Raw genomic sequence first — 25,168 nt, 5'->3', positions numbered from 1 at the left:
CTACCCGCCGAGGCGGAAATATTTGGCGGTCGCCGAAAATGCCGAACTCCTGGCGCCGATCTCGTCGAGTATCCTGGGCAACAGCACCGAGGCCGGCGTCGGCGTTGTGAAGTCCGCCGCCTTAATGTCCTGCGGCCCGGTGATCACCATGATGATCTGCGGCAACGCCTTGCCTGCCGCCTTGTCGGCGGCGCCGAGCCCGATCGGGATCGAGAAGGTCGCCTTGTCGGCTTGTACGACAACATGGTCGTCGAGGTTGAAGGCGATGCCCCTGTGGTCGATCAGGAACACGCTCGACACCAGCCCGCCATGCGTCACCAGCGTGCCGTCGATCGGCGAGCCGTCCGGCACCGATGTCTGGTCGAGGACAAGCTGCGGCCTGTCGGCCGTGCTCGCGCCCATGAAACGCAGGAAGCCGGTGATCCCGCATTGCGGGGGCTGGATAAGGCGGACGCTGATATCCGGCTCGACATGAAACTTCGCCTGGAATTCCCCAAGCAACTGTTCGAAGGGTGGCACCGACGTGCCGAAGCCCTCGATCGCGACACCCTTGTCGGTGGCCGACGTCACCGTCGCATAAAAACAGTCACCACCATTGAAGGCGCGTACCCAGGTGGCCCGCTCCGCGGCCGCATCGGCCGGTGGCGGCACCTCCGGCTTGGGCACGTTCATGGCAATTTCGGGCTCTGCCGGCTTGTCGGCCTGCTCACCGCTGGCGATATCGGGCTGGCTTGGCTTGGGCTCCGCGGTCGGTTCAGGCGCCTGCGTGTCCGGCTTGGGCGCCTGCGCGGCCGGTTCAGGGGCCTGCGCCTTGGGCTCGGGCGCTTGAGCGGTGGGTTCCGGCGCCGGTGCTGTGGGCGTGGGTGCCTCGGCCATTGGTTCAGGTGTTTGCGTGGCAGGCGCTGTCGCCTTGGGCTCTACCGGCGGACTGACAGGCTCGGGGTTCTTCGCGGCATCGGACTGTGACGGGCCGGATGGCGGTTGCAGCGCGACGGTCTTGTCGGTTGGTGCGGCCGGCAGCGGGGCCGTAGCGCTCGACGCGACTGGCGGCGTCGGCTGCGGCTCGACCGGCGCTTTGGCCTGATCTTCAGCCGGAGTCTCCGCTGGTTGCGGCTTTGGCACCGTCTTCTCGACCGGCGCAGTGTCCGGAACGGGCTTGTCAGCGACGATCGGCTTTGTCAGTTCGGGTTGGAGCGGCTTGCCGGTGTCGGTGACGCGAGGCCGGTCTCCGAATCCCACGATACCCGATGCATAGAGCCCTCCAAGCGATACCACGGCCACCGCCGACAGCACCGCGATCGTCAGATTTCTGCCTGTAGTAGCACGCTTCGGTGGTGTGCTTGCTCGCTTGGGAGTTTCAGCAGCCGGTTTCGGCTGCGACAGGTGCGCCGGGCGCACGTGCGGCACGAAAGACGGCTCCGCCGTGCCGCTTGGCGGGGCCGAACCGAAGCCTTGGGCCGGCGAGTCCCCGATCTTCGAAACAGGCCCGGCGGTTTGCCCGGTTCGCGGCAGGCCGGGCCGGGGCGCAAGCGAGGCCGGCGGCAAGGTCGCGTCGCTGTCGTCGCGCGTCAACCGGGCGATTTCGGCCATGCTGGCCGGTCGATCATCCGGGTCAGGCTGCAGCATCGCTTCGACAATGTCCCTGAAATCGGCATCGATGCCGGAGAGATCAGGCACGGTCCGCCGTTTTTCGACGATCTCGTATTGCGAGCCGCCCATATCGATCGGCTTGCCGCGCAGCGCCGCCGCCAGCACCAGCCCTAGGCTGTAGATGTCGGACTGTTCGCTGACCTCGCCGCCATAGAGCCCGAGCTGCTCGGGGGAGACGTAATTGTATTTTCCGGCAAACTTGCCGCCGATCAGCGTCTCGCCACCGACCGCGGCCGATCGCGCAATGCCGAAATCGATGATCTTTGCCCGCTCGACCCGGCCGCCCGGCAGGATGATGTTGTCGGGCGACAGATCGCGGTGGATGGCGCCGGCCTGGTGCACGGCGCTCAGGCCCGAGGCCAGCCGGTGGCACAGTTTGCGCACATCCGGAGTCGCCATCGCCCCGCCGCGCATGACGTCGTACAGCGACTGGCCGTCGACGAATTCCATCGCCAGATAGGGCCGCCCGATGCCGGGATCTATGGTGAAGACGTGGTAGCGCACGACCGCGTCATGCGACAGATGGTTGAGGATCGAGGCTTCCTTGCGAAACAGCGACAGGATCGTCTGATCGCGGGCGAATTCCGGCAGCACGATCTTGATCGCGACATGATCGCCGGTCTGGATGTTGTGGCCGCGATAGACTTCGCCCATGCCGCCCGACGCGATGCGTTCGTCGAGCTCGTAGATGCCGCTGAGCTGCGTGCCGACGCTGGTATCCGCCATGTTGGGCAATAGCCGGGTCTTGTCGTCGGAGCTCATCGGTCGTGGCCTCCTGCTCGGGACAGGCCATTGCCTTTGTCTCTGATCTTGACCAGAACGATGGTGACGTTGTCGGTGCCGCCGCGCTCAAGCACCATGGAAAGCAGCTTTTCGCAGGCAGCCTGCGGCGCTGCCGAGAGCACTGCTGCCGCAATTTCCGCGTCGCTGACATGCGCCGTCAGCCCGTCCGTGCTGAGGATGAAGATGTCGCCGGCAAGGGTCTCTCCCTGCTGGAAGTCGATGGCGATTTCGTCGTTGACGCCGATGGCGCGGGTGATGACGTTGCGGCGCGGCCAGTTCTCCGCTTCGGCTGCGCTGATCGCGCCGCTGTCGAGCAGTTCCTGCACCTCGGTGTGGTCGCGCGAAATCTGCGAGATCGCGGCGTTGCGCACGAGATAGACGCGGCTGTCGCCCGACCACAGGCAGGCGAACCTGCCGTCCATGGCCAGCAGTGCGGCAACAGTGGAGCCGATGGTCACGCCGCGTGAGCGCGAAATCCGGCGGATCTCGGCATGCGCCCGGTTCAGCCGATCCTCGAAGCGGGCGCGCAGATCCGGCGCCGAACTGGCGATGCCGATCGTCGCCAGATGCTCGACAATGCTTGCCGAAGCGACTTCTCCGGCCTCGTGCCCGCCCATGCCGTCGGCCACCACCCAGAGGCCGATCCGCGGCTCGACCAGGAAGCTGTCCTCATTGTGGTCGCGCACGCAGCCCTTGTGGCTCACGCCGTAGCTCTCAAAGGCGGCATCGTTCACTTGCCTACGCTCCGCAACGCCTTGGCTGACGTGCCTGGCCAGTCTGCCACAGCCCCATTCATTAGAGTATCGAAATCTAAGCCGCTGATGACGGACCGTGTGGTGCCGCCGCTGTCTCTGCGTCCTGCAATCGCTGGTCCTGCCATGCAATTCCCCATCAGAAAGCCTTCGGACAGCTGAACGCGGAGAGCGCCGGCAGCGTGAACGGATTACCGTCCTCCCCGGTCTTGATCGTGTAGGCGACATCGCGCCCGCCGATGAGGAAATGCGCTTCGAGACTGTCGCCATTGGCGGTGACCTGCCCCTTGTCCAGCAATCGTTTCAACGCCCAGGGACCGTCGAACTTGATTGCGGACTCGCGGCCGGGCAGCTCCGGCGTCAGGCTGAGACTGGCCGAACCGGTCTTGCCCGGCCACGGAATCAGGCCCGGCGTGTTGCCGGCCTGGGTGGCCTGCAGCACCTGGCCGTCGATATTGAGCAGCGCCATGTCGGCATCGCCATGCAGCGACAGCGGCGTGAAGGTGATGTTGATCGACGGCACCGGCCCGCCGAGCGGAAAGAAAGCCGCGCGGATTTGTGCCGCGAGCTGAAAGTTCTTCAGCGTCGATTTCGCCAGATTGCGGCCGAACCTGGTGTCCTGCTTCCAGTCCCAGTCCTGGCCGCTCATGTCGACCAGCGACGCCAGGTTCTGCGCGAAGAACCGGTCGAGAACCCCGCCTGGAGAAAACAATCTGGCAAAATCCGCCATGGCGACATCGTCGGTACCGGCGGGGGCGAATGGAAAGCGCCTGGCAATCATCTCTTCGCACGGACGGCCGACGGTCTCCTCCAGCATCTCGTTGAGACGCGTGGTCGATGTTTCGGCGACGGTGCCCTCGAAATCGTCCGCCGCCGCGCTCACCATCCTGGCCAGCGCCTTCGGCAGCCGCGAGGCGTTGGCGCGTAGAGTCGATATCTGCAGCTGCAGATTGGCGTTGGCCTGGTCCGTCTGGGCGGGGACATCGGCGGCCAGCCGCACGCTCTGATAGATTTCGCGGAAATTCTGGGTCAGGGCGTCGAGCGGCCGCTGCCCCGGCGCCCCGGCCACCAAAGCCTGGAAAGACCGGAACTGGGCTTCGATGTTGGCGCCGGGATCCTTGTTCTGGGTGCTGACAAAGGCGGTCCCGGCCCTGCTCTGCGATTTGCGCGCCGCAATCTCGATGCCGATGCGGGCGAGGCCCTTGGCGCGCGCGGCGGTTTCCTGGTCGCTGTCTTGAGACGGCGCAGCCGGATTGCGCTCTTGCGTCAAAGCTGTTTCGCGCGCGATCGCCTCGAACAGCTGCATCAGCGGCGAACTCGGTGATCCCGCTGCGGACAGCGCCAGATATTGCGGTTTGTCGGCGGCCATTGCCTTGAACTTCAACCTGTCGAGCACCTCGTTCCACGCCGCCGCAAAGCCCTTGCCATAGCGATCGAGCAGCTCCGGGCCGAGCTTGAGCAATTCCTGGTCGAAACCGCCTTGCTCGCCGCTCGAGCCGATCACCCATTGATCGTCGACCAGCGCCTGCGCGCTCCTGGCAAGTTGCGCCAGATAGAAGTCGAAGCCGGCATGGGTGTAGAGACCGGGGACGCGAAGGCCGGCGAGATCGTTTCCGTCATTGCGCTCGAACAGCATCGGCGCTTCCGGGCCGGCTTGCGAGGCCACCGAAAAATCGTCCAGCGCCGCCGCATAGGTGGCCGACTGGATGAGAGCGGTGGCGCGATCGGCAAGGCTCATGCGGCCGAGCGAGCGCTGGGCGGATTCGACCAGCGTGCGGTTGAGTTCGAACGAGGGATCCTGGTCGTTGTCGAGCGCCAGCATGGCGCGCAAATGCTTCTCCAATTGCGCCCGGCCGTCGCGATTGTGGGCGCCGGGATAGCGGTTCTGTTCCCAGTCCCGTTTCAGCCAGGTGACGACCAGCTCGTCATCCACTTTCGGCGCCTTGCCGCCCAGCATCAGGTAAATCTTCAGCGGCTCGTACAGCGCCATCGGATCGGCCATCCTGGCCTCGATCGTGCGTTCGAGCTGGAACAGCAGGCGCGAGCGGAACATGCGCTCCAGCCCTTGCCGGTAGGCAGTCTCGGAAGCCGAAAGGATACGCTCGCGCTGGCTGAGGCCGAACGTCGCCGTGGCCGGCGTCGGCTGATCCTTGGTGTCATAGCCGGCTGGTAGGCCGCGCAGCGCATCTAGCGCACCGATGACGGTTTCGAGGTCGGCATCCGACACCGTCGTGCTGGCCAGCAGCGGCGCGGCTGTCGCGCGGTATTGGCCTGCCGCCTGGCCGGTCGCGGCGACCAGCGATTTGTTGGTCGTAAAGCTCAGGCCGAGAACGCCAAGCGCGGCGATCGCTATGGCCGCGATCGCTGTCAGGCCGGCGTAGCGGGCGATCGCAACGCGCCTGTCGGCCGCCCTGTCATAGGACACCCAGCCGGACTCGGCGAAAATGACGCGGCTCAACAGATCGTGCAGGAAGAAGCTTTTGCCGGTGCCGGAAAGATGCGCCTGGGCACTCCTGCCGAAACTGCGGCCTATGCTGCCCAGCAACTGGTCGATCGGCGTGCCTTCCTGCGTGCCGGAAGAAAAATACAGGCCGCGCAGGGGGGCGTTCAGCTGCTTGCGCGTCGGCTCGAAAACGCCCTCGAGGAAATGCACGATCCGGCCTTTCAGCGCGCCGAGCTGCGCGGCGAAGCCGAAAATGGCGATGCGCGCGACCGGATCGGTCTCCGCCTGCAGCCGCTCGCTCATCTCTTCGGTCAGGCGCTTCACCAGCGCGTCGAATTCGGCTGGCGCTTCCGCGACCATGTTCAGGCCGCGCTCGGCGGTCTGGAAGGTCGCGCCCCACACCTTGCGCCGGCGTGCTTCGTCGAAACCGCCGAAATATTCCATGAATCCGGAGACCAGGTCGGCCTTGGTGAACAGCACATAGACGGGAAAGCGGACCTTCAGGACCTCGTGGATTTCCTGCAGGCGGCTGCGGATCTCGGCGACACGGGCCGCCTGCTCGCCGTCCGGCATCAGATCGGCAAGGCTGATCGCCAGGATGACGCCATTGATCGGCTGACGCGTCCGGTGCCGCTTGAGCAGCGACAGGAACGCCAGCCAGCTTTTGCTGTCGGTCCGTGCATGGGAATCCTGCGTCGTGTAGCGCCCGGCCGTGTCGATCAGCACCGCCTCGTCGGTGAACCACCAGTCGCAATTGCGCGTACCGCCGACACCCGCCACCGGCTGCGCCTGGCCCGACCCGGCAAGCGGAAAGTTCAGGCCGGAATTGACCAGCGCGGTGGTCTTGCCGGCGCCCGGCGGGCCGATGACGATGTACCAGGGCACGTCGTAGAGGAAGTTGCGCTTGCCGCTCGATTGCCTGAGCGTCGCGACCGCTTCATTCATGCGAGCTTCCAGCACCTTTGCATCGCTGCCGTCATCCTCGGCGCTGGCCATGGCAGCCTCCAGCGCCTTCTGCGCCTTGCGCCTGCGCCAGAACCGGATTGCATAGATGATCGCCACCGTTCCGACGACGATGCCGATGATCGCTGCCCGCAGCCAGATGGGATCCAACGGCCGGGCGCCGGCAAAGCGGATTAACGGGCCGGCGTACCAGACCGCGGCGGCAAAGCCGGCGAGCGCGAGCGCGCTGAAGATGCGCAGCAGCCAGCCGGTCACAGCATCTCCTCCCGCGGGATCATTACATCGACACGGCGGTTTTTGGCGCGGCCCTCCGGCGTTGCATTGTCGGCGATGGGCTCGTCCTCGCCCTTGCCCTCGACCTTTGTCCGCGACGGATCGCTGAAATGCGCTGCGATCATCTTTTCCACCGACTGGGCACGTGCGACGGAGAGGTCGAAATTCGATTTGAAGGCGCTGGTCTTCTTCGGTTTGACGTTGTCGGTGTGGCCGACGATCCGGATCGGCCCGCGCTCCGCGTCGAGAGCCGCCGCGATGCTGGCGGCCACCGGCTCGAACTCCGGCTTGACCTCGGCTCGTCCCGACTGGAACAGCAGGGCGTTGCTGATTTCCACGATGATGAAATCACCCTTAGTGCCGACGCTGACGCCGCCGCCTTCGATCTCCTTGGCCAAGGCAGTGCGGATGCGATCGACCTGCGCAATCGTCGTTGGCGCTGCGACGACTTTCACCTCCTCGGTCAGCGGCACGAAACCGGTGCGCTCGATGGTGACCGGCGTCGCCGGATTGAGCGCCAGCAACTCGCCGGCAACAGCCTCGCCATCATGGGTGATGAGCACGCGCAGCGTGAAAAAGGCTGCGGTCAAAACTGCCGCGGTTGCAGCGGCTATGGCCCAGAGCGGAACCCGCCTGGAGCCTTGCGCCGATGTGACCGACAAGCCTTGCCAGCGCGGCGAGATGTCGTCGTCACCGAGGACGCGGAAATAGGCTGATGTCTCGTAGGCGTCGCGGCGGACCCGTTCGAGGCTCTCGCGCGGCTGGCCGCGATACTGGCCTTCGAAGCCAAGCGACAGGCAGACATGCATCAGCTCGATGAGATTGCGATGAGGTTCCGGCGTCGCCAGCACCGTGTTCAGCGCCTGGAAAAAACCGGCGCCGGTGGGTTTGACCTGGAAGAAGCGCTGCAGCATGGCGTGCTGCGCCCACGCATCCCGGCTGGAACCGGGCAGATTGGCGACGATATCGTCGGCGGTTTCGCAAAGCACATAGCTGGCGATGCGCGCATCCTCTTCCGAGGTATCGGTCCTGGCGATCTTGCGGTCGAAATCCTCGATCAGGCCGGCGACATGCTGCGCCAGCGGCTCGGCCGGTCTTTCGACAGCCATCAGCCGCAGATGCCCAAGCAGTATCAGCAAGGGCGCCGCGGCAGCGACGATCGGGTTGGCCGCGCCATAATCGACGGCATCGCTGGCGCCGAGCAGCGCATCCCATGGCGTTTTCCCCGCCGTCCCGGCTGAGCCGTGAACGGGCGGATCGGCCGGCGCGTTGGCGAAGGGCGTTCCCTGATAGATCACCGTCCCCGTGACGTCGGACGGCGGCTGGCGGCCGGCGTTGGGATCGAAAACCGTGGGTTCCGGGACGCTGGCAGGGGCGATCACCGTACTGCCGGGGGCCGGCGCATCGCGGGCGAGAACCGTCTTTTGCTTGCGGCCGGGATTGGGGCGGCTGGGGCGGATGACGGTTTTGCCGGTCGGATCGAAAGGATCATCCTTCGAGCTCATCGCCGATCCCTGCCTCTACGCCCGCGCGCCGCGACGCACAGCGCCATGTCCGCGCGAACGCGGACCGCAGGACGCTATCTCGCCGTGACATGACATGTGCCGCAGACCCCCGAGGTCGACCAACCGTACCCGCGTGCTCAATCGTCGTATGTGATCGTAGTCTCAGAAGGTTGCGATGGAAACCCGGCGCAATTTTGGTGGCCGGCCCGTGCTCGGGTCGCCTTCACGGTGTCTTCAGCGGTGCGCGGGCTTAGCCCTTGCCAGTCTTCTGCTTGGCGGCCTTGGCATAGGCTTCGCTGAAATAGGTGAGGAATATGTCCAGCATGCCGTTCTCGTGCGCTTCCTCCTTGGCCCGCCAGGTCGCGACCAGTGCGTCCCAGGCGCGCGTCTTCTTCGAGGCAAAGGAGGATGGCGGCAGTTTTTTCGCAATCGCCTCGGGCGACAGATCGTCAAGCAACCGCGACAGCGCTGCCTGCATGGCGGCGAAGGTGGCGAATTCATGCGTTTTGAGGTCGTGGAAAGCGTCTTCGATGCTATGCCGGGCATCGAGATAGCCGGCCCTGCGCCGCGCGAACATGATGTCGAGGATTTCGTCTGTCCCGGGCACGAACTTCAGCGGATTGTTGTCGGCGGAATTGATCATGGTGCGGTCGCTGGTCTTGGCCAGGACTTTCGCGGCGGCGCGCGCCTTCAACAGCAGCACCAGTTCGTCGACGACGATGCGCAGCACCGCGCCGATCTCGCCGGCCACCTCCTGCGGCTGGCGCAGCAAAAGCACCTCTGGCGGAATGCCGGCGCCGGCGGCAATCGCGCGCAGGATCTCGTCGGCTTGCTGCGGCCGGCTGGAGAGCGAAGCGGGCGGCGCGGTCGGTGACCGTGGCGATGCGGCATGGTCTGGAAAGGATCCAACGGGCATCTGCCGTTGCGTCGAACCATGGCCACCGAAGGCTGGGTTCCCGTCATCGATCGATACCGAGACGATATAGCGGCCGATCCGGAGCCGGTCACCTTGCGCCAACCGGTGCGGGTCGGTCAGGCGCTGGCTCGACCCGTTGACGAATGTGCCGTTGCGCGAGACGTCGTGGAGAAAAAAAGCGCCGCCTTCGTAGCGGATTTCGCAATGCCGGCCGGAGATGAACTTGTCCGGATCGGGCAAGGTCCAGGCACAGTTCTCCCGCCCAATCTCGAAGCCGCGGTCGCGCGATGCGTATCCGGGCGGCAGCCCGGCAGGCAGGACATCGACATTGCTGATCTGCAGACTGATGAACATGCGCTATGGACCGTCGACCGCTGCCGTTTCCATTGATCCGATGTGCCACAGTCTAGCAGCTTGCGGGCACAGCGGGAGAGCGGCGTTTCACACTGGCGAAAGCGGCGCAAACAGCAACGGCCTGCCGCTTGTCCTCTTTGGTCTGCCATAGAACATGTGGTAGGCTCAACATGGCTTGGGTGGCAAGTTGCGAAATATCCCTGAACGTGAGGTCGTTAACACAAGAAGGGCTTCGAACCTGCCACACTAGCGCTCAGGAGGGGCACGACCCATGCCGAGTGAACAACGCGCCGCGCTTGTGCAGACGCCGGTCGGCGCCGAGCTGTTGACCTTTACGCATCTCGTCGGCCGCGACGAGATCAGCCGCTGCCTTGCCTACACCGTTGGATTTGTCTCGACCAATGCCGATGTCGACCCGCTGAAGATGCTGGGCGGCACCGTTTCGATCGAAGGGGAGGCCGACCCCAAGCGCTGGTTCAGCGGCCTCATCGCCGAGTTTCGCCTTACCCGCATCGAAGATCGGCTGGCTCACTATGAGGCGGTCGTCAGGCCGTGGCTGTGGTTCCTCGGCAATACCACCGACTGCCGCATCTTCCAGGACAAGACTGCCGTCGAGATCGTGGAGGAGATTTTCTCCAAATATGGCGGCATCGCCAAGTTCGAGAAGCGCTTGCAGGGCTCCTATCCGCCGCGCGAATATTGCGTGCAGTACGACGAGAGCGACCTCGATTTCGTGCAGCGGCTGCTCGAGCATGAAGGCATAATGTACTTCTTCGAGCATGCCGAGGGTGAGCACACACTGATCCTGGCCGACGCCATGAGCAAGCTGAAGCCAGCGCCGGGCTATGAGACGGTGCTCTATCAGTTCGAAGGGCAGGGCTCGCGCCGCGACGTCGAGTACATCACCGACTGGATTCCAGGCAGCGCGGTGCGCCCCGGCGCCTATGCCCACACCGACTATGATTTCGAGAAGCCCGCCGCCGATTTGATGGCGAAGTCGGCACAGCCCTTCGGCCACAAGCAGGCTGCCGGCGAGAACTATCGCCACCCCGGCGCGCATCTGGAAGTCGGCCGCGGCGACAGCCTGGCGGCGATCAGGCGCGAAGAAATCCAGGCGGCGCATATGCGCATTGCCGCCGTCGGCACCGTGCGCGGCCTGTTCTCCGGCTGCACCTTCAAGCTCGACGGCTTTCCGCGCAAAGACCAGAACAAGGAGTATCTGGTCGTCAGCGCCGAATACCGGCTGTTCGATCCGGGCTACCGCGCCGGCGTCGACACCGATGGCGAGAATTTCAAGGTCGTGCTCGGCGTGGCGCCGACTTCAGTCGCCTATCGGCCACCGCGCATCACGACGCGGCCGATCATGCGCGGGCCACAGACGGCGACGGTCGTCGGTCCGTCCGGCGAGGAAATCTTCACCGACAAATATGCCAGGGTGAAGGTGCAGTTCCACTGGGACCGCCTGGGCAAGAAGGACCAGAAGAGCTCCTGCTTCGTGCGCGTGTCGCAGACCTGGGCCGGCAGCGGCTGGGGCTTCATCCAGATTCCCCGCATCGGCCAGGAAGTGATCGTCGATTTCATCGAAGGCAATCCGGATCTGCCGATCATCACCGGCCGGGTCTACAACGCCTCGCAGATGCCGCCCTACGGGCTGCCCGGCAACGCCACGCAGTCGGGCTGGAAATCCAACTCGTCGAAGGGCGGTGGCGGCTACAACGAGCTGATGTTCGAGGACAAGGCCGGCTCCGAACTGGTCAATTTCCAGGCGCAGAAGGACCATCACCTTCTGATCAAGAATGATCGCCAGAAGCTGGTCCAGCACGACCAGTCCGACCGCATAGACCACGACGCCAAGCACTCCGTCGGTCACAACCTCGACGAGGACGTCGGCAACAACAAGACGGTCAAGGTCGGTGTCGACCAGACCACCAATATCGGGTCGAACGACACCGAGACGGTGGGCAAGAACCGCTCACTGACGGTGGGGGTCGATGAGACGATCAACATCGGCTCGAACTCGACCGAGACGATCGGCGCCAATCACACGCAGACCGTGGCGATTGTGCAGACGGTGACTGTTGGCGCGGCGCGGGTCGATTCGGTCGGAGCATCCGAGACCCGAACTGTGGGCGGTCCGCAGACGAACACGATCGGTGCGACGCGGTCGGTCACCGTAGGTGCTGCGCAGAGCCACGATATCGGCGCGGCTGATAGCTGGAACATCGCGGCGGCGCAAAGCGTCAATGTTGGCGCCGATCAGAGTTTCACCATCGGCGGGGCACAGTCGTCGCAGATCGGCAAGGGCAGGTCGGCAAAAATCGCTGCGGACGACGCAACCGATGTCGGCGGCGGGCACGCGCTCAAGGTCGGCAAAGGCAGCGGAATCCAGATAGCCGAAGACAGTGTGATCAAGGTCGGCAAGAATCTGATGATCGAGGCGGCCGACTCGATCACGCTCAAATGCGGTTCGGCCTCGATCACGATGAAAAAGGATGGCACCATTGTCGCTGATGGGAAGGATATTACCCTCAAGGGCAGCGGCAAGATCACCGTCAAGGCCGACGGCGAGGTGATCGTTAAGGGCAGCACGATCAACAACAATTGAGGGCATCATCATGGAAGTGCTGGAGCGTATCGACGGCGTCGTGATCGGCCTGCTGATCGGCTTCCAAGGCGGGGCGCCGCTGGTTGTCTTCGTCGGCAATCCGCGCGAGACCGCGATAGCGGCGCGCAGCCTGACGGAGCTGGACGTTTCGGCCGTCGGATCCGAACTGGCTTTGCTCTTCGAGGGCGGCGACCCGGCGCGGCCGCTGGTGGTCGGGCGCATCGTCGATCCTGCGCCCCGCGGCAGGAGCCTCGAAGTCGTCCGCGACGGCGAACGTGTCGTCATCAACGGCGATGAGCGCATTGAACTGCGCTGCGGCCTGGCATCGATCATTCTGGAGAAGAATGGACGCGTGACCATTCGTGGCACCCAGTTGACCAGCCAGGCCAGTGGCACCAACCGCATCCGCGGCGGGGCCGTGCATCTTAACTGAGGCATTGCCGATGCACAGCATCGCGACCATTGCGGCGATCGTGGACCAACACGCCGAGGACGCGGCGTTCCTGTGGCTTCGACGTCGTCTGGAGATCGACGGTCCAATCCTCGACGAGACCGATATCGGCCGCATCGACCAGCGTCTCGAAGCCAATCTCGAAGGGCTCATGGCAGCCGGCAAGGCCGGTTGGGAAGCTGCTCAAGCGCGCTTCGCCGACTACGCCGAACCGGGCGAGATTTTCGTGCTTGGCACTCTGGCAATGCGTTGGAGCGATGCCAAATTGGTGACCTCTGCAATCGACGCGGGCGCAAGCCTAGGTGACGCCGGCATATCGAGCCTGTCTGCCGCGATCGCGCGCACGCCGGGCGAAAACCTGCGCCCGTTCGTGGCGCAGTGGCTGGACACGCGCGACGCGCGGCTGCGCTGTCTTGGGCTATCTGCGCTCTGGCATCATCGCGTCGATCCGGGACAGCGCCTGCATGATCTGGCCAGCCATTCCAATGCGAACGTGCGTTGGCGCGCCGTCCGGCTCGCCGGCGTGCTCAGGCGGCGCGACCTGCTTCCGGAAGTCCTGGCTGGGCTTGACGGCGAGACAACGAAAGAACGTCTTGCGGCCGCCTTCGCTGCTTGCCTGCTTGGCGAGGCTCGGTCCGCGCACTCGGTGATCGACAAGATCGTGCTGACGGAGACGGACCATGCGCAGGCGGCGATCGAGTTGCGCCTGCTGATGACGCCGCCGAAGGCCGGCAAGGCCTGGCTGCAATCACGTCTCGGACAGCCTGTCTTGCGCATCGCGGCCACGGCATCGATCGGGCTGCTCGGCGACCAAGCGGTGGTGCCGTGGCTGATCGAGAAGATGCGCGAGCCGGAACTGGCATCCGCAGCGGGTGCAGCACTTCGCGATCTGTTCGAGGTGGACTTCGGCGACACCGACCTTTTCGTTGCCGATCCAGCTGTTCTTGGCGAGGGCTTTGCCCAACTCGACGACAGCTCGCTGCCGGCCGCCGATCGCGTCGAAGCATGGTGGGACGAAGGGCGCGGCGGGCGCAACCATCGTCTGTTCCGTTCGATGCGCAGGCTCAGGGTGGATGCGTTGCGCGCGGCAATCGCCACGCCCGAGGCGCCGCTGGCAGACTGGCGCAGGACACGCAAGTTCCCGGCGTGGATGTGATCGCTTTCGCCGAGGGAAGGCTTGTCCCTCCGTTCAGCGTTGGCGGAGGTCGGTAAGCGCGATCGCCGACCGGTTGCCACCCTCGGATGCAAGCTCGCAGGCTGCGACGCGGCCCGGCGCGTAACCGCTTATAAAACTGTCGGCCGCCAGCATCAGAACAAGTGCCGCACTAGCGGCTCCAATGTCGCCGACCGTCATCGCAGGGTAGGCTGTCGGGAATATCTCGCGGTGCGTGCGGTAGAAGCGCGAGCGACCGACCAGTTGTTCGAGCCCGCTGTACCGTTCCCCGTTTCCATTGCTGACAAGGAACTCGATATCGGGTTCCTTGGGTCCGGACCCGCTGAAGGCAGCAAGCAGCGAAGCCACCATCGCACGGCCTTGACTCTGGCGTTCGGAAAGAACGCTGTCGATCTCTTGAGCCAGGCCCGCCCCGCAAATCATTGCAGCCGGCCCGCTCCCCGGCGCTCGCGTCAGGCGCACGAAGACAGCGCCCTCGCCAGGGACTGCCCCTTGAGCATTGTTTTCGGATTTCAGACGATTGGCTCGCATCAAGCGCGCAATGTCGGTCCCGTTGACGAGGCTGTCCACACCACCCAGCAGCACCTGCGCGACGGTCCCGGATTCTAGCATGTCGCCGGCATAGTCGAGCAGTCCGGCGCTGGCTGCGGCACCGCCGTCAAATACGCGCGAGCCGGCATTGAAGCGCAGGCCGCATCGCTCGAAAATGGCATTCAAAAGGCGCCCCCGCTCGACCTCTTCATACGCCGGATGGTCGCGGAAACTCTCCGGCAGCGCGAGCAGAACAGCGGTCTGGTCCGGCGTTGCCTTGTTGTCGAGCATCGCCTCCTTGAGAGCGCGGGCGCCCATGCTGGCGAGCCATACCCCGTCATTGCGTCGCAGGCCCGCCTTGGCTGGAATGCGTGCCACGATCTGTGTGGTGGGAAACGGCTCTGAAAGAGGCACCTCCTGAAATGCTGACAGGTTGGCGCGAATGGCTGAGATGGTCTGGCGCGCGTTCAATCCAGCAGGCGTGACGGCGCCACCAACCGAGATGTAGAGCGGCCGCTTCACGGCTGCCACGCCGAGCGATCGCGCAGGGCCCCGTCGCCGCCGAGAAGATTGAGATAGAGTTTTCGCTTGCGGCGCGCATTGATCCAAACAGGAGAAATGTGGCCGAAGGCGATTTCCCGCAGCGCCGGCACGTTGCGCCGGATTACCACTGCCAAACGAGCCTTAAGGGTCACGCGCTTCAAGTCAGGCTCGATGAGCACGGTGTCAGGCTTGAACGCGTTTTCTTCTACACGATCGTCATAAATGAGCCGAAGCGGGGCCGTGATGCGCGGCAGGCGGAAATCCCATCTGCCCGAAGCCGTCATGCCGATCACCGTGATATCCTCGCCGTTGCCGATGCCGGCCATCTGCTGATCGGCTGGGGCGCACATATAATGCCGCGTGTCGAAGTCTTTGGGAGCGAGCGGCCATTGGGATTCGAGCCAAGCCTTGTCGTAGGTTCCGGCGAAAGCCAGGCGCGGTTGCCAGCCCCGGCCAATCGTCCCGAATCCCGCCGGCCTCAGGGATTCCCCAGGTCGGGCTTGCGCTTCGCCCGGATACATGACGTTGGGCGCCTCGGTTCTGACCGCAGGATCTGCAGACCGGGCGTTATGGTACCCCACGCCGACTGGATTGCGCTGGTCCGTGCGCAAGTCTTCCAAAGTGCCGCCATAGGTGCGTTCATAGACGATCGGCATGGTCCGGAAAGGCGCCGGTGCGCTGTAGCCGCCGGAGTCGTAGATCCGGTCCCCGACGACCTGCAATACCTTGCGGATCGAGTTACCGACACGCAGGCCAACCTGCATCTCGCGTACCGGCCTTCCATCCGGCGCGTGCGCGACGCCATTCACGATCACCTCGGCGCCAGGCTTGACGGGCGCGATGTCCGCTTCGTAGCGGGTCGATGAAAGGGCCGGATCGCCAAAAGGCTCATCGCCAAAGATCACCGGCACCTGTTCGGCCGCTGGCTGGAATTCCTTTCCTTCATCCGTCGCCGTGAAACTTGCCGACAGCATAACAATCAGAGTTTCTTGGCCGTCAGCATTCAATTGGACGTGCGTCGCGGCGGCGAAGGGTGTCCTGTTTTCCAGCCAGACATCGAAGGCCATCGTTCAGCACCACCGGCCGTTTTCATCAAGCCCGATCGGCCAATAGGGCATGGCCGTCAGCAGTTCTACATATTCCTTGTTGCCTTCATCGACGACCCATTGCAGCAGGAACACCTCAGGCGCGAGGCGGTCGGCCGCGGGCAGCGTTTCCCCCACCGCAACGCATCGCAGCCAGTATTCCCGCACGAGCCACACCACCGCCGGATGATTCGCCGGGCCGGCCGCTGCATCATCCAGCTGGGCCGTGATCGCTTGATTGACGGTCAGGCCGCCATCGACCAGTTCGTCGAGGCCAGCTTCCCAGATCTCGGAAGCCACCTCGAACGTCTCCTGCAAGTCAGCGAGGTAGGCCTTGAACAGGGACCTATAGGCAGCAGAGGCCTCGCGGCGCGAAAGGCGGATTCCATGATCGGGACCGACAACGTCCTGGGGTGCGTTGAGAAGCCGGTTCAGGCCGAGTTCGACACTATGATCAATCCGCATTGCCATCTTCTTCTAGCCTCAGCACATTTCGAGAGATGGATCCTCGCCGATCGGGACATAGACGAAGTACTTGAAGTACTTGAATAGTTCCGTGTCGTATTCGGACATCATTTCGACCAGCAGCAGATTGGGCGGCACGGGACCGCTGGCGTCCGCTTCGTCGCCATCCTCACCCCAGTTCGATTCATCGTCCTCGTCGTCATCATCGGTCTGTCGGGCGTACCGTTCAAGGTTCAGGCCGTGAACCTTGAAGTAGTGCTTGCGGTAGATCGCCAGAATCCGTGGATGGGCCACCAGCCCGGCGGGCCAATGCAGATTGGCTATGTTCTCACCGGAGGCGTTCAGGCGCTGCTGCAGTGCGCCCCACCATTCCTCGATCGCCGGCATGACGGCGTGGAGCTCTGCGGTCCACGCATCGATTATCGCCGTATAGTCAGCGTCGAGATCGGCAAAACCCGTTGCACTCATCGCCTAGATCCCCCGAGCGTTCATGAACTTCCTAATCGCCTTGTTGTCCACCTTCGACTGCCGGCCCGGCTGGCTGTTGCTGTGGCTGGAGCAATGCGGCCTGACGTAAAGCGCTTTCATCGCATCCTTGAAGCCTTGTGGGACGATCTCTATATTGCATCCACCCGCGTACCACGCTGCCTTCTGCGTCGGCTGGTGATCGGCGATCAGCGGGGCTTCCTTCCCCGAAATTTGCCGGTTGACCTTCGCCTCCAGTCGCTTGATCGCGGTCTTGTTCTTGCCGGTCGTGCGTTTCTTCAACCTGTCAAGGTTACGTTTGCATTCCCAGCATGGCCGGTTCTGAACCTTGGCTTTCTGCGGGCCTGTTGGCTGGGTGTAATGATCGTCGTAGCAATAATCGGTCGTGCATTTCTTCTTCTCTTTCACCAGAAGAGCATTGCGGAAGTTGACCAAGGCGGCGGTATCGATGGTGTTCGGGAGTGGACTTGCCGTGTTCTGCTCCATGGTGTCGCCATGGCGGCAGACACCCTTACCCTCCACCTTGACGACGAACGACCAGAGCTTGAACACTCCCTTGCCCTTGATCTTGTGCGTTATGACCCCCGCGCCGAGGCCTTGGGTGGCCGGCTCGTTGCCGGTGCTGGTTGCAACCTCCGACGAGCTTTCGAGCGCGGTCGGATTGCCTTCGATCTTGACGCTCTTACTGCCTTTGGTGAGATCGCTGGAAGACAGCATGTTGACGTATGGAACCGGAACCGGGCCTGCCGGCGGGGAAGGCGGGCTCAAGCACACATCTCCCGGCGCCACGCCCTTGCCGCCGCTTCCTTTGTGGAAGAAGCCCATGCCTTCAGCAAAGACTGTGCTGCCCATCAGAGCTATTCCGTCTCAGGGCGCGGGGCGCGCATTTTCGGCAGGGCGTTGGCCGCCAGGTCGTGAATATCCGAGAACGCGAACTCATGCACCGACCAGTCGTCGAGCCAGAAGCCAATCCGGTTCGGATCGCCATGGCTGTTGCTGGGCGCGGCAAGGTTGGCCAAGCCTTCGGCTATCCAGGACTGCGTCCTCTGCAATTCGACCGCTTCATCAACGATTGACGCAACGCCGTCGAACCATGCATCGTCAGGTGCCGGTGTAGCCCCAATCCCGATGATCGCGAACGGATAGCGGCGTCCCACGCGGTCCTCGCTCATGCGCCATGCGCCGGCACAGGGCCGGTCGCCGAAAATGCCGCTCTTGACGATGAAGCGCCAAACACGCGAATCCAATTCCCCCTCGTCGGGCCTCTCACGCAACTCCATCGACATCCAGCGGTCCCAGCGGTCGATGAAGGTCCGCGGCAGGTTTACGGCGACGAAATCTCCGGTCGCCGGAATCTTGCCGAAGAAGCCGGTGTTCATATCTGCGGCGGACATGAGAATTTCTTGAACATCTGGAGGTTGTAGGGATTTTCGACGCTCGCCGCCTTGAGCTTGAAATCGGCGTACATGCCTTTCGTCCCCAGCCGCAGGCTGTAGACATCGGACAGCGACGTCCCGGTGAAGCGGCCGCCGCGCAGCATCCTCAGCCACGCCCAGCTTCCCGTCTCGTTGAGCATGATTTCGGGCGAGCCGTCGATCGGCTGGAAGGCGAGCGAGATAACGCCGGTGCCGTCCTTGCCGGGCCAGGTCATCGGCTGCGGCCGCGTCGCATTGTTGAAATAGACCAGGTTCTGGCCATCGAGGTTGAGCGTGACGCGGGTCACGTTGGGCGACAGGTCGGTCGGCTCCAGCGTGAACGCCATCACCGGGCCCTGACCGCCGGGAAAGAGATCGTCGCGGATGCGCCGCGCCTGCTCGAAGGCGGCGAGCGCCGATGGGTCGAGGCCGAAATCGGCACGCCATTTCCAAGGCTGCGCCGAGGTGTCCACATAGCTGATCAGATGGTCGTTGATGAAGCCGTCGATCATCCCTGCCGGTCCGAACAGGCGGGCGAAGTCGCGCACATTGACGTCGACGGCGCTGTCTGGGCTGAACGGATAGCGGTCGTTGAGCGCGGCCTGGCAGAAGGGCAGGATATCGGCGCGCCAGATGGCGTTGAGCTCGGAGGCCACGGCCTTCTGCGTCAACCCGCTGGTGTCGCCGGCAATGCCGCTCAGCCAGGTGTTGACCGGGTCGGGCAGGATCTGTGCCTGGCGGGCGACGGCGCCGGTCAGTTCGGCCAGCCCGCCCTGTTTCTTGATCGCGTCCTGCGGGTCGGGATTGGCGGTCACTGTTTGCAGCACATTGGACAGCGCCGTCAGCGCAACGACCGCGGCATCGAGCGCCGGCGGCTGGCCGTCGACCTCGGCAATCGTGCTCTTGAGCGGCTTGAAGTGTTCGGCCACCAGCGTGCCGGTCAGGTCGACTTCGCTGGCCGATCCTGCGCGCGGCAGCAGCTTGGCGCCAGTCTTGACGATCTTGCCCAGTTTGCCGAGTTTGCCCAGCAGTTTCGAGCCGCCCTTCGCCGCCGCCTTGTCGTCGGTCGGCGCCTCGTCCGAGCGGGTGAGGTCGACCTCCTGGACCACCGCCGTCAGCAGCCGCTTCAGCGCGGAATCGGCGCTGGAAAGGTCTTTCAGATTCTCGCTGGCAATGTTGAGGTCGCTGAGCGGCGCCAGCCGCATGTCGCGCAAAAAACTGTCCCACTGCGCGATGTAATCGTCATAGTAGAGCTTCAGGATATCTTCCGACAGCGCCGACACCGAGGTCTCGGAATTTTCCGAGCAACCGCCGGCAAACACCGCGCGGTCGAGTGCCGCCTGGGCGGCCACATCCTCGACCCGGTCGAGGATCGCGTCGTGGAAGCCGTCATAGGTGAAGGCGCCTGATATGCCGACGCGCAGCGTCTTGTCGGAGCGTCGCGAAAACACCTTGGCGCCGTTCGGCCCGGCGAAATTGGCGGGGATCCATTCCTTCAATCCGGCCACCGCCGGATCGGCCAGCAATTGCTTGTAGGCCCGCGCCGGCAGCGAGATCGTGCAGACCGTTTTCAGCGCTTCGGCGACCAGCGCCTGGTCGGGCGCGATGTAGCTGTCGTCGACCGCCATGCGCCGGATCGCGGCCAACTGGTGTTCTTCCGCATCGGCGGTCGGGAAGGGCGCGGCCGGCGCGAATTCGGGCAGGTCGTTCACCCACCAATTCTCGACGAAGTCGGAGTCCATCTGAGACAGGCCGATCATCATGCGGTAGGTCTTGAGCGCCCCCAGCATGAAGTCCGGATCGCGGATCTGCCGCCACATGGTCGCTTCGAGCAACGCCACCATCCGCGGCTCCAGCACGTTGCGCAGAGCGTGGTCATAGGTGTCGGTCTGCGCCCGCATCATCTCGGCCGAAGCCGATGGTCCGAGCAGGTCCTGTGCCTTGTTGGGAGGCGCAGTCCTGGCATTGGCGACTTCGTCCATGGCGGTCAGGGCAACGTCCATAGCCGGCTGCAGCACCGAGGCGGGCGTCGCGGCGGTCGACGTCAGCGGCGCCTGCAGTGCTTCGAACTGGCCGGCTTGCGCGGCGATGGCGTTGCGATTGTCGTAGTAGGACCAGGTGAACAGGCCGCCGGCGAGTATGGCCGCAGCCGCGCTGGCAGCGGCGGCACCGCGCCAGATCCAGCTGCGGCGGCGCTGCGCCAGCGGATCGAAGGTGCCGAGCCCGGCCTCCTTGAAGATCACCTCGGTCAAAAGGTTCTTGAGGAAGAAGCTGCGCTTCTCGAAGCGCTGCGTCGGCATCGTGCGTCGTGCCGGCAGGCCGAAGGAGGAGGCGAGCGCCGCGGTCAGCCGGTCGATCGGCGCGCCTTCCTGGGTCGCCGAGGTGAGATAGAGGCCGCGCAGCCAGGCTGCCTCCTCGTAGCGGCTCTCGCCGAACATCGCCTCGACCAGCACCTGGATCGGCTCGGACAGGCTTTGCAGCTGTGCGGGAAAGCGGAAGATCTCGGCCCGTTCGGCCAGCTTGTCCTCATCCTCCAGCCGCGGCACCAGCCGCTTTTCCAGCTCCCTCGACAGCGTCGTGATTTCGCCCGCGATCGCCTTGGCATCGACGCGCGCGTCGAGCGGGAAGGTCGTCCCCCATACCTGTTCGCGCGCCGCCGTCGACAGGCCGCCGAAGAAAGCCTCGAAGCCTCTGATCAGATCGGCCTTGGTCAGCATGAGATAGACCGGCAAGCGGATTTCCAGCCGCTCTTCGAGCTCGGCCAAGCGCCTGCGGATCTTGCGGCCATGCGCCTTGACGGCTTCGTCGCCCTCGGACAGCGCGTCGATCCCAAGCGCAACGATGACGCCGTTGAGCGCACGACGGCCACGATGCTTCTTCAACAGATCGAGGAAGCCCAGCCATTCCACGGCGTCGACATCGGGCTGGCTTTCCTGCTGGACATAGCGGCCAGCGGTGTCGATCATCACTGCGTTTTCGGAGAAGAACCAGTCGCAGTTACGGGTACCGCCGATGCCCTGCAGATCGTCGGTGAGGTCGATCGGAAAGTTGAGGCCGGATTGGCGCAAGGCCGTCGTCTTGCCGGTCGCCGGGGGGCCGACGATCACATACCACGGCATCTCGCGCAGGAACTTGCGGCCGCCGAGCTTGCGGCGCTTCAACTCGACCATGACGTCCTGGAACTTGGCGCCGACCGCGGCGACGTTTTCCTCGCCCGGGCTGAGCCGCTTTTCCTCGACCGGGGCGGAAATCTCGGCGACGAACATGCGGTTGGCGCGGATCGCGCGGCGCTGCGCGACGATCAGCCAAATCAGCCAGAAGATCACCAGAAGAGCGATGATGACGATGCGCACCGTCTGCGACGCCATCGGCACATAGTCGCCGACCCGTACGATCGGGCCGAATACCCAGATGATCAGCGACAGCAGCGCCAGGCCGATCAGCGTCCACAGGAAACGCGAAGTCAGGACCGCCCAGAGGAAGCGCAGGATGAACATGTCACAGCCTCTTTTCGACCAGCACTTCGACGCGGCGGTTCAAGGCCCGGCCTTCGCGTGTGCCGTCGTCGGCCACCGGATCGGTGGCGGCCCGGCCTTCGGAGCGCACGCGCTCCTTCGGCACGCCGTTCTGAATCAGAATATCGGCAATTTCCGCGGCGCGGGCTTCCGACAGCCGCTGGTTGGTGGACAGTGGGTTGGTCTTTTGCAAGGGAACGCCGTCGGTGTGGCCGACCACGGTGATATCGCCGATCAGCTCCTGGTTCTCGAGGATCACCCTGGCGACCGAGGCGATGAGCGGATCGAAGCCGTCTGTCAGCTGCGCGCGCGACGACTGGAAGAGTTCGGGATTGGAGGCCTGGATGACCAGCCGCGCCAGCGACACGCTCTCCGTGCCGCTCAGCGCTCTCTTGAGCTCGTCCGGCGCCGCCGCCTGGAATTCCGGCAGCAGCGCGAAATCCACGGCCACCGGCGGCGGCGCGTCGACCTTCGGCGAAGCGCGGGTGACATCCGTACGCGTCGGCGGCGGCAGTGCGCGCACCAGCGCCGAAAGCTCGACCGCCTGGCTGCTCAGGCTCATCGACAGGCCGATATGGATGGCTGTCGCGATCACCGCCGCTGCCGCAACCATCACCCAGATCGGCACGATGAAGCGCTGCGGTTCGTCGGAGGCGATCACGCCTTTCCAGTTGGGCGACAGCGGTGCGCCTTCGCCGTCGCTGTCGCGCAGGAAACGCGCGGCCGCCACACGCACGGCATTGAGCGAACGGTCGCCCGAGCGGCCCGGCACGCGATATTTGCCGCGGAAGCCGAGCGCCATGCAGTGATATTGCAGCTCCAGCATTTCGCGGTCGCGGTTGGGGTGGCGCTCCAGCTCTTCAAGACGGGCGAAGAATTGCGCGCCGGCGTCGACGTCGCCGCGCAGCATCACCACCAGCGGCTGGCGCGGCCAGGCGCTGGCCCCGCCCCACGGCGTATTCAGCGCCAGATCATCGAGCAACGCAGCCACCAGCCACGCCGCCTGGTCGGCTCGTTCGAGCGACGACCCTTGCGCCATCGTGGCGTCGCGGCAGCGCACGAGTTCTTCCAGCAGCCTGGTGCGCAGGGCTTCCGGGTTCTCCGGCGGCTGCGCGTTTTCGAGTTCGGGTGCAAATTCCAGCAGCGGCGAGAACGCGTTGACGAGCACGTTCGGATGCGCGCGCGCGGAGCGCTTCGCGGTGACGCCCGACGCCGGCAGCGGCATGGCGCGCGGCGTCGGCGCTCCGCTCAGCCGGATGCGCGTCCGCTCCCGATCCTCGGACAGTCCGAACGGATCGTCCCTGCTCATCATCTCACCTGTTGACCGAGTAGCAGTCGACCTGCGGTTCGCTGGGCAGCACGCCCGAAACGCCGATCACAAAACCCGGCGCTTCGAGCAGCGAGGCCCAGTGCTCGCTTTTCTGGTCCAGTTCGAGACACAGCCGGTCGCCGTCATAGGGAATTTCGCGCGGCTGCGAATGAAGGGGCTTCAGCGGAATGCCGGGCAGGCGTGATTTCCACAGCCCTTCGAATTCGCTGGCCGAGCCGACCGTCGCCTGGTTGACGAAAATCTTGCGCAAGGCATCCTCCGACAGTTCGGAGCCGATCCGCACCACGATGCGGCTCGCCACCAGAAGTTTCGGGTTGTCGATGCGGATCTTCCACACATTGGTGGCATGGCGCATGACCGGCAGGGCGCGCGATTTCGGCTCGATGTAGCGCAGGCTGAGGATCAGCGAACGCAGCGCATCGGCCAGCGCCGAATAGGCGGGTCCGGGCGCCATGTGGTCGTAGACAGGCAGTTCGCCGAGCCGCCTTGCGCTCGAACCGTAGGTCGCCATCGAGCCGGCAAGGCCGGCAAGTTCCATGTAGACCTCAGCCGGATGGAAAACGTCCTGCGCCAGCATGTGCGCCAGCCGCGGCCGCGCGGCGTTGACCAAATTGAGGATCAGAAGATCCTCGACGCTGCGGCCGGGGCCGCCCAGCACCATCTTGCCATGCGCCTCGGCGATCTGGTCGAGGCCGGTGACCACTTCCTGCAGCAGGCGGCTGTACCAGGACGCCGCGCCGATGACCAAGGTCGGCGGCAGGAAGGTGTCGTCCAGGGCCACGCCGCCATCGGCGCGCACGCCCTTGAGTTCGGCCACCGGCAGCGCGGTGTAGCCGCCGACGGCCGTGCCCGGCGCCAGCAACAGCGCCTGCGGCCGTGCGATCTCGATTTCCTCGGGATCGGAGCCGCCATGCACGGCGTCGCGCACCGACACGATCCGGCCGCGATAGCGCGCGCCGGACGGCTCGGCGTGAGCGGGGTCGAAGCCGACGCCGCCTGGCGGCTCGAGCGGCAGCGCTATCAGCACCGGTCCAGCGCCCATCTCCGGCGTCACCGCCAGCGGCCGCGGCGCATCCATCGTCTCGGGGATCGCGAACGGCGTCCCGTCTGGAAAGATGCCGCGTGCCGAGAGCACCGAGATCTGGCCGGCATCGAGCTGTGCCTGATCGAGCGTCAGCGTTCGAAAGCCGAACGTATGCAGATGCCCGGCCTGCAAGGCGCCGCGCACCGTCGCTTCGAAGAAGCGGTCCTGTTGCTGGAAATGCTGGGTGCGGAGGAACAGTCCCTCCGACCACAGCACCCTGTTTGCATCGCTCATGCCGGCACTCTCTGCTTCCTGCTCATCGTGTTGCGCGGCTTGCGGACTTTTGCCGCCAATGCATGTCGCTCAAAAGTGGTCACGGTTTTGAGAGAACGATGCATAAAAACAAAGACCTAAAGCGCGTCGCCTGGATCCGTTCAAACGCGACGCTCTCTAGGCGGAAATCCCGCTGCTGCCGAGCTTCACATTGACGGTGAACTTCGATCCCGGCGAAACCGATTTGGTCGTGCGCCAGTTGCGTCCGCCGGGTTCCCTGATCAGCGCGACGAAGCCGAGTGCTGCCACTTCCGGCTCGACCGTGATGGTCTTCGATGCGGTCTTGCCGGGTCCGACGGAAATCGTGTCGGAGCCGATGAGATCGCCGCCAAGTGCCGCGCCGGCGCCGCCCTGCAGGGCGAAGTAATCGGCCGAATTGAAAGCGCCGGTGCTTTTCAGCCGCAGGATCATTACAGTCACCGGCCTGTCGCCGCCGCCCGGTCCCGGGTTCATACCGGCGCCGCCGGCGAGGTTTACGGTGATGACGGATGGTTTGGGCGGGCCGCTCTGACACGCCGTCAGCAGTCCCGTCGCCCCGATGGCAAGGATAAATTCGCGTCTGTCGATCATGT

The 25,168-nt window shown here is 64.6% G+C and carries 18 protein-coding genes; 3 read left to right on the top strand and 15 right to left on the bottom strand.

The features are described from left to right. The 5 genes from NKL04_RS17400 to tagH all read right to left on the bottom strand — a co-directional run bounded on the left by NKL04_RS17400 (position 1) and on the right by tagH (position 9,639). Positions 1 to 2,412: a serine/threonine-protein kinase gene (locus NKL04_RS17400; protein WP_023699768.1), complete on the bottom strand. Its 2,412-nt coding sequence runs from the start codon at positions 2,410 to 2,412 to the stop codon at positions 1 to 3. Continuing rightward, complete coding sequence (locus NKL04_RS17395; RefSeq protein WP_023699767.1) at positions 2,409 to 3,167, bottom strand: PP2C family protein-serine/threonine phosphatase; 759 nt, start codon at positions 3,165 to 3,167, stop codon at positions 2,409 to 2,411. Before NKL04_RS17395 ends, NKL04_RS17400 begins: the two co-directional genes overlap by 4 nt. A gap of 157 nt (positions 3,168 to 3,324) precedes the next feature. Further along, positions 3,325 to 6,846 carry a type VI secretion system membrane subunit TssM gene (tssM, locus tag NKL04_RS17390; RefSeq protein WP_023699766.1) on the bottom strand — a complete coding sequence of 1,174 codons (3,522 nt, stop codon included), beginning with the start codon at positions 6,844 to 6,846 and terminating at the stop codon, positions 3,325 to 3,327. Beyond that, the gene (gene tssL / locus NKL04_RS17385) at positions 6,843 to 8,369 is read right to left on the bottom strand and encodes a type VI secretion system protein TssL, long form (protein ID WP_023699765.1); all 1,527 of its coding nucleotides are present in this window, start codon (positions 8,367 to 8,369) and stop codon (positions 6,843 to 6,845) included. Before tssL ends, tssM (NKL04_RS17390) begins: the two co-directional genes overlap by 4 nt. 250 nt (positions 8,370 to 8,619) lie before the next feature. Further along, positions 8,620 to 9,639, bottom strand: a complete 1,020-nt coding sequence (gene tagH / locus NKL04_RS17380; protein WP_023687017.1) for a type VI secretion system-associated FHA domain protein TagH — start codon at positions 9,637 to 9,639, stop codon at positions 8,620 to 8,622. A gap of 271 nt (positions 9,640 to 9,910) precedes the next feature. Between tagH and NKL04_RS17375 the strand changes: the two genes are divergently transcribed. Genes NKL04_RS17375 through NKL04_RS17365 form a run of 3 tightly spaced genes read left to right on the top strand, consistent with a single transcriptional unit; the run spans position 9,911 to position 13,851 of the window. After that, complete coding sequence (locus NKL04_RS17375; RefSeq protein ID WP_023699764.1) at positions 9,911 to 12,244, top strand: type VI secretion system Vgr family protein; 2,334 nt, start codon at positions 9,911 to 9,913, stop codon at positions 12,242 to 12,244. A 7-nt stretch (positions 12,245 to 12,251) separates the two neighbouring features. Next, positions 12,252 to 12,677: a DUF6484 domain-containing protein gene (locus NKL04_RS17370; protein ID WP_023682625.1), complete on the top strand. Its 426-nt coding sequence runs from the start codon at positions 12,252 to 12,254 to the stop codon at positions 12,675 to 12,677. A 10-nt stretch (positions 12,678 to 12,687) separates the two neighbouring features. After that, positions 12,688 to 13,851, top strand: coding sequence for a hypothetical protein (locus NKL04_RS17365; protein WP_023699762.1), 1,164 nt, complete (start codon positions 12,688 to 12,690; stop codon positions 13,849 to 13,851). 33 nt (positions 13,852 to 13,884) lie between these two features. On the opposite strand, the gene NKL04_RS17360 is transcribed toward NKL04_RS17365, so the two are convergent. From NKL04_RS17360 to tssJ, 10 genes are all read right to left on the bottom strand, one after another. Further along, on the bottom strand, positions 13,885 to 14,931 hold the full coding sequence (locus NKL04_RS17360; protein ID WP_023682623.1) for a hypothetical protein: 1,047 nt from the start codon (positions 14,929 to 14,931) through the stop codon (positions 13,885 to 13,887). Further along, positions 14,919 to 16,010 (bottom strand): DUF2169 family type VI secretion system accessory protein, encoded by a 1,092-nt coding sequence (locus NKL04_RS17355; RefSeq protein ID WP_023682622.1) that lies wholly within the window; start codon positions 16,008 to 16,010, stop codon positions 14,919 to 14,921. Before NKL04_RS17355 ends, NKL04_RS17360 begins: the two co-directional genes overlap by 13 nt. Before the next feature lie 3 nt (positions 16,011 to 16,013). Beyond that, positions 16,014 to 16,493 (bottom strand): hypothetical protein, encoded by a 480-nt coding sequence (locus tag NKL04_RS17350; protein WP_023682621.1) that lies wholly within the window; start codon positions 16,491 to 16,493, stop codon positions 16,014 to 16,016. 18 nt (positions 16,494 to 16,511) lie between these two features. Next, complete coding sequence (locus tag NKL04_RS17345) at positions 16,512 to 16,961, bottom strand: hypothetical protein (RefSeq protein WP_023682620.1); 450 nt, start codon at positions 16,959 to 16,961, stop codon at positions 16,512 to 16,514. A 3-nt stretch (positions 16,962 to 16,964) separates the two neighbouring features. Further along, on the bottom strand, positions 16,965 to 17,831 hold the full coding sequence (locus NKL04_RS17340) for a DUF4150 domain-containing protein (protein WP_023682619.1): 867 nt from the start codon (positions 17,829 to 17,831) through the stop codon (positions 16,965 to 16,967). 5 nt (positions 17,832 to 17,836) lie between these two features. After that, a complete protein-coding gene (gene tagF, locus NKL04_RS17335) occupies positions 17,837 to 18,373 on the bottom strand; it encodes a type VI secretion system-associated protein TagF (protein ID WP_023815184.1) in 537 nt (178 codons plus the stop codon). Beyond that, positions 18,355 to 21,891, bottom strand: coding sequence for a type VI secretion system membrane subunit TssM (gene tssM / locus NKL04_RS17330; RefSeq protein ID WP_023699760.1), 3,537 nt, complete (start codon positions 21,889 to 21,891; stop codon positions 18,355 to 18,357). The genes tagF and tssM (NKL04_RS17330) overlap by 19 nt, the downstream gene beginning before the upstream one ends. A 1-nt stretch (position 21,892) precedes the next feature. Further along, entirely contained in the window at positions 21,893 to 23,218 is a 1,326-nt protein-coding gene (gene icmH / locus NKL04_RS17325; protein ID WP_023699759.1) for a type IVB secretion system protein IcmH/DotU, read from the bottom strand. Positions 23,219 to 23,222: 4 nt separating this feature from the next. Next, positions 23,223 to 24,557 carry a type VI secretion system baseplate subunit TssK gene (gene tssK, locus NKL04_RS17320; protein WP_023709959.1) on the bottom strand — a complete coding sequence of 445 codons (1,335 nt, stop codon included), beginning with the start codon at positions 24,555 to 24,557 and terminating at the stop codon, positions 23,223 to 23,225. A gap of 156 nt (positions 24,558 to 24,713) precedes the next feature. Further along, positions 24,714 to 25,166, bottom strand: a complete 453-nt coding sequence (gene tssJ, locus NKL04_RS17315; RefSeq protein WP_023701542.1) for a type VI secretion system lipoprotein TssJ — start codon at positions 25,164 to 25,166, stop codon at positions 24,714 to 24,716. Positions 25,167 to 25,168: the final 2 nt, after the last annotated feature.

Origin of the sequence: Mesorhizobium sp. C264A (assembly GCF_040324515.1) — a bacterium.
Lineage (GTDB): Bacteria > Pseudomonadota > Alphaproteobacteria > Rhizobiales > Rhizobiaceae > Mesorhizobium.
Note: the sequence above shows the minus strand (reverse complement) of the source record. Positions and strands in the feature narration are given on the sequence as shown.

Coding starts and splice junctions, on each gene's coding strand:
- NKL04_RS17400 (WP_023699768.1), bottom strand. CDS start 2,412: ATGAGCTCCGACGACAAGACCCGGCTATTGCCCAACATGGCGGATACC.
- tssL (WP_023699765.1), bottom strand. CDS start 8,369: ATGAGCTCGAAGGATGATCCTTTCGATCCGACCGGCAAAACCGTCATC.
- tagH (WP_023687017.1), bottom strand. CDS start 9,639: ATGTTCATCAGTCTGCAGATCAGCAATGTCGATGTCCTGCCTGCCGGG.
- NKL04_RS17375 (WP_023699764.1), top strand. CDS start 9,911: ATGCCGAGTGAACAACGCGCCGCGCTTGTGCAGACGCCGGTCGGCGCC.
- NKL04_RS17365 (WP_023699762.1), top strand. CDS start 12,688: ATGCACAGCATCGCGACCATTGCGGCGATCGTGGACCAACACGCCGAG.
- NKL04_RS17355 (WP_023682622.1), bottom strand. CDS start 16,010: ATGGCCTTCGATGTCTGGCTGGAAAACAGGACACCCTTCGCCGCCGCG.
- NKL04_RS17350 (WP_023682621.1), bottom strand. CDS start 16,493: ATGCGGATTGATCATAGTGTCGAACTCGGCCTGAACCGGCTTCTCAAC.
- NKL04_RS17345 (WP_023682620.1), bottom strand. CDS start 16,961: ATGAGTGCAACGGGTTTTGCCGATCTCGACGCTGACTATACGGCGATA.
- NKL04_RS17340 (WP_023682619.1), bottom strand. CDS start 17,831: ATGGGCAGCACAGTCTTTGCTGAAGGCATGGGCTTCTTCCACAAAGGA.
- tagF (WP_023815184.1), bottom strand. CDS start 18,373: ATGTCCGCCGCAGATATGAACACCGGCTTCTTCGGCAAGATTCCGGCG.
- tssM (WP_023699760.1), bottom strand. CDS start 21,891: ATGTTCATCCTGCGCTTCCTCTGGGCGGTCCTGACTTCGCGTTTCCTG.
- icmH (WP_023699759.1), bottom strand. CDS start 23,218: ATGAGCAGGGACGATCCGTTCGGACTGTCCGAGGATCGGGAGCGGACG.
- tssK (WP_023709959.1), bottom strand. CDS start 24,557: ATGAGCGATGCAAACAGGGTGCTGTGGTCGGAGGGACTGTTCCTCCGC.
- tssJ (WP_023701542.1), bottom strand. CDS start 25,166: ATGATCGACAGACGCGAATTTATCCTTGCCATCGGGGCGACGGGACTG.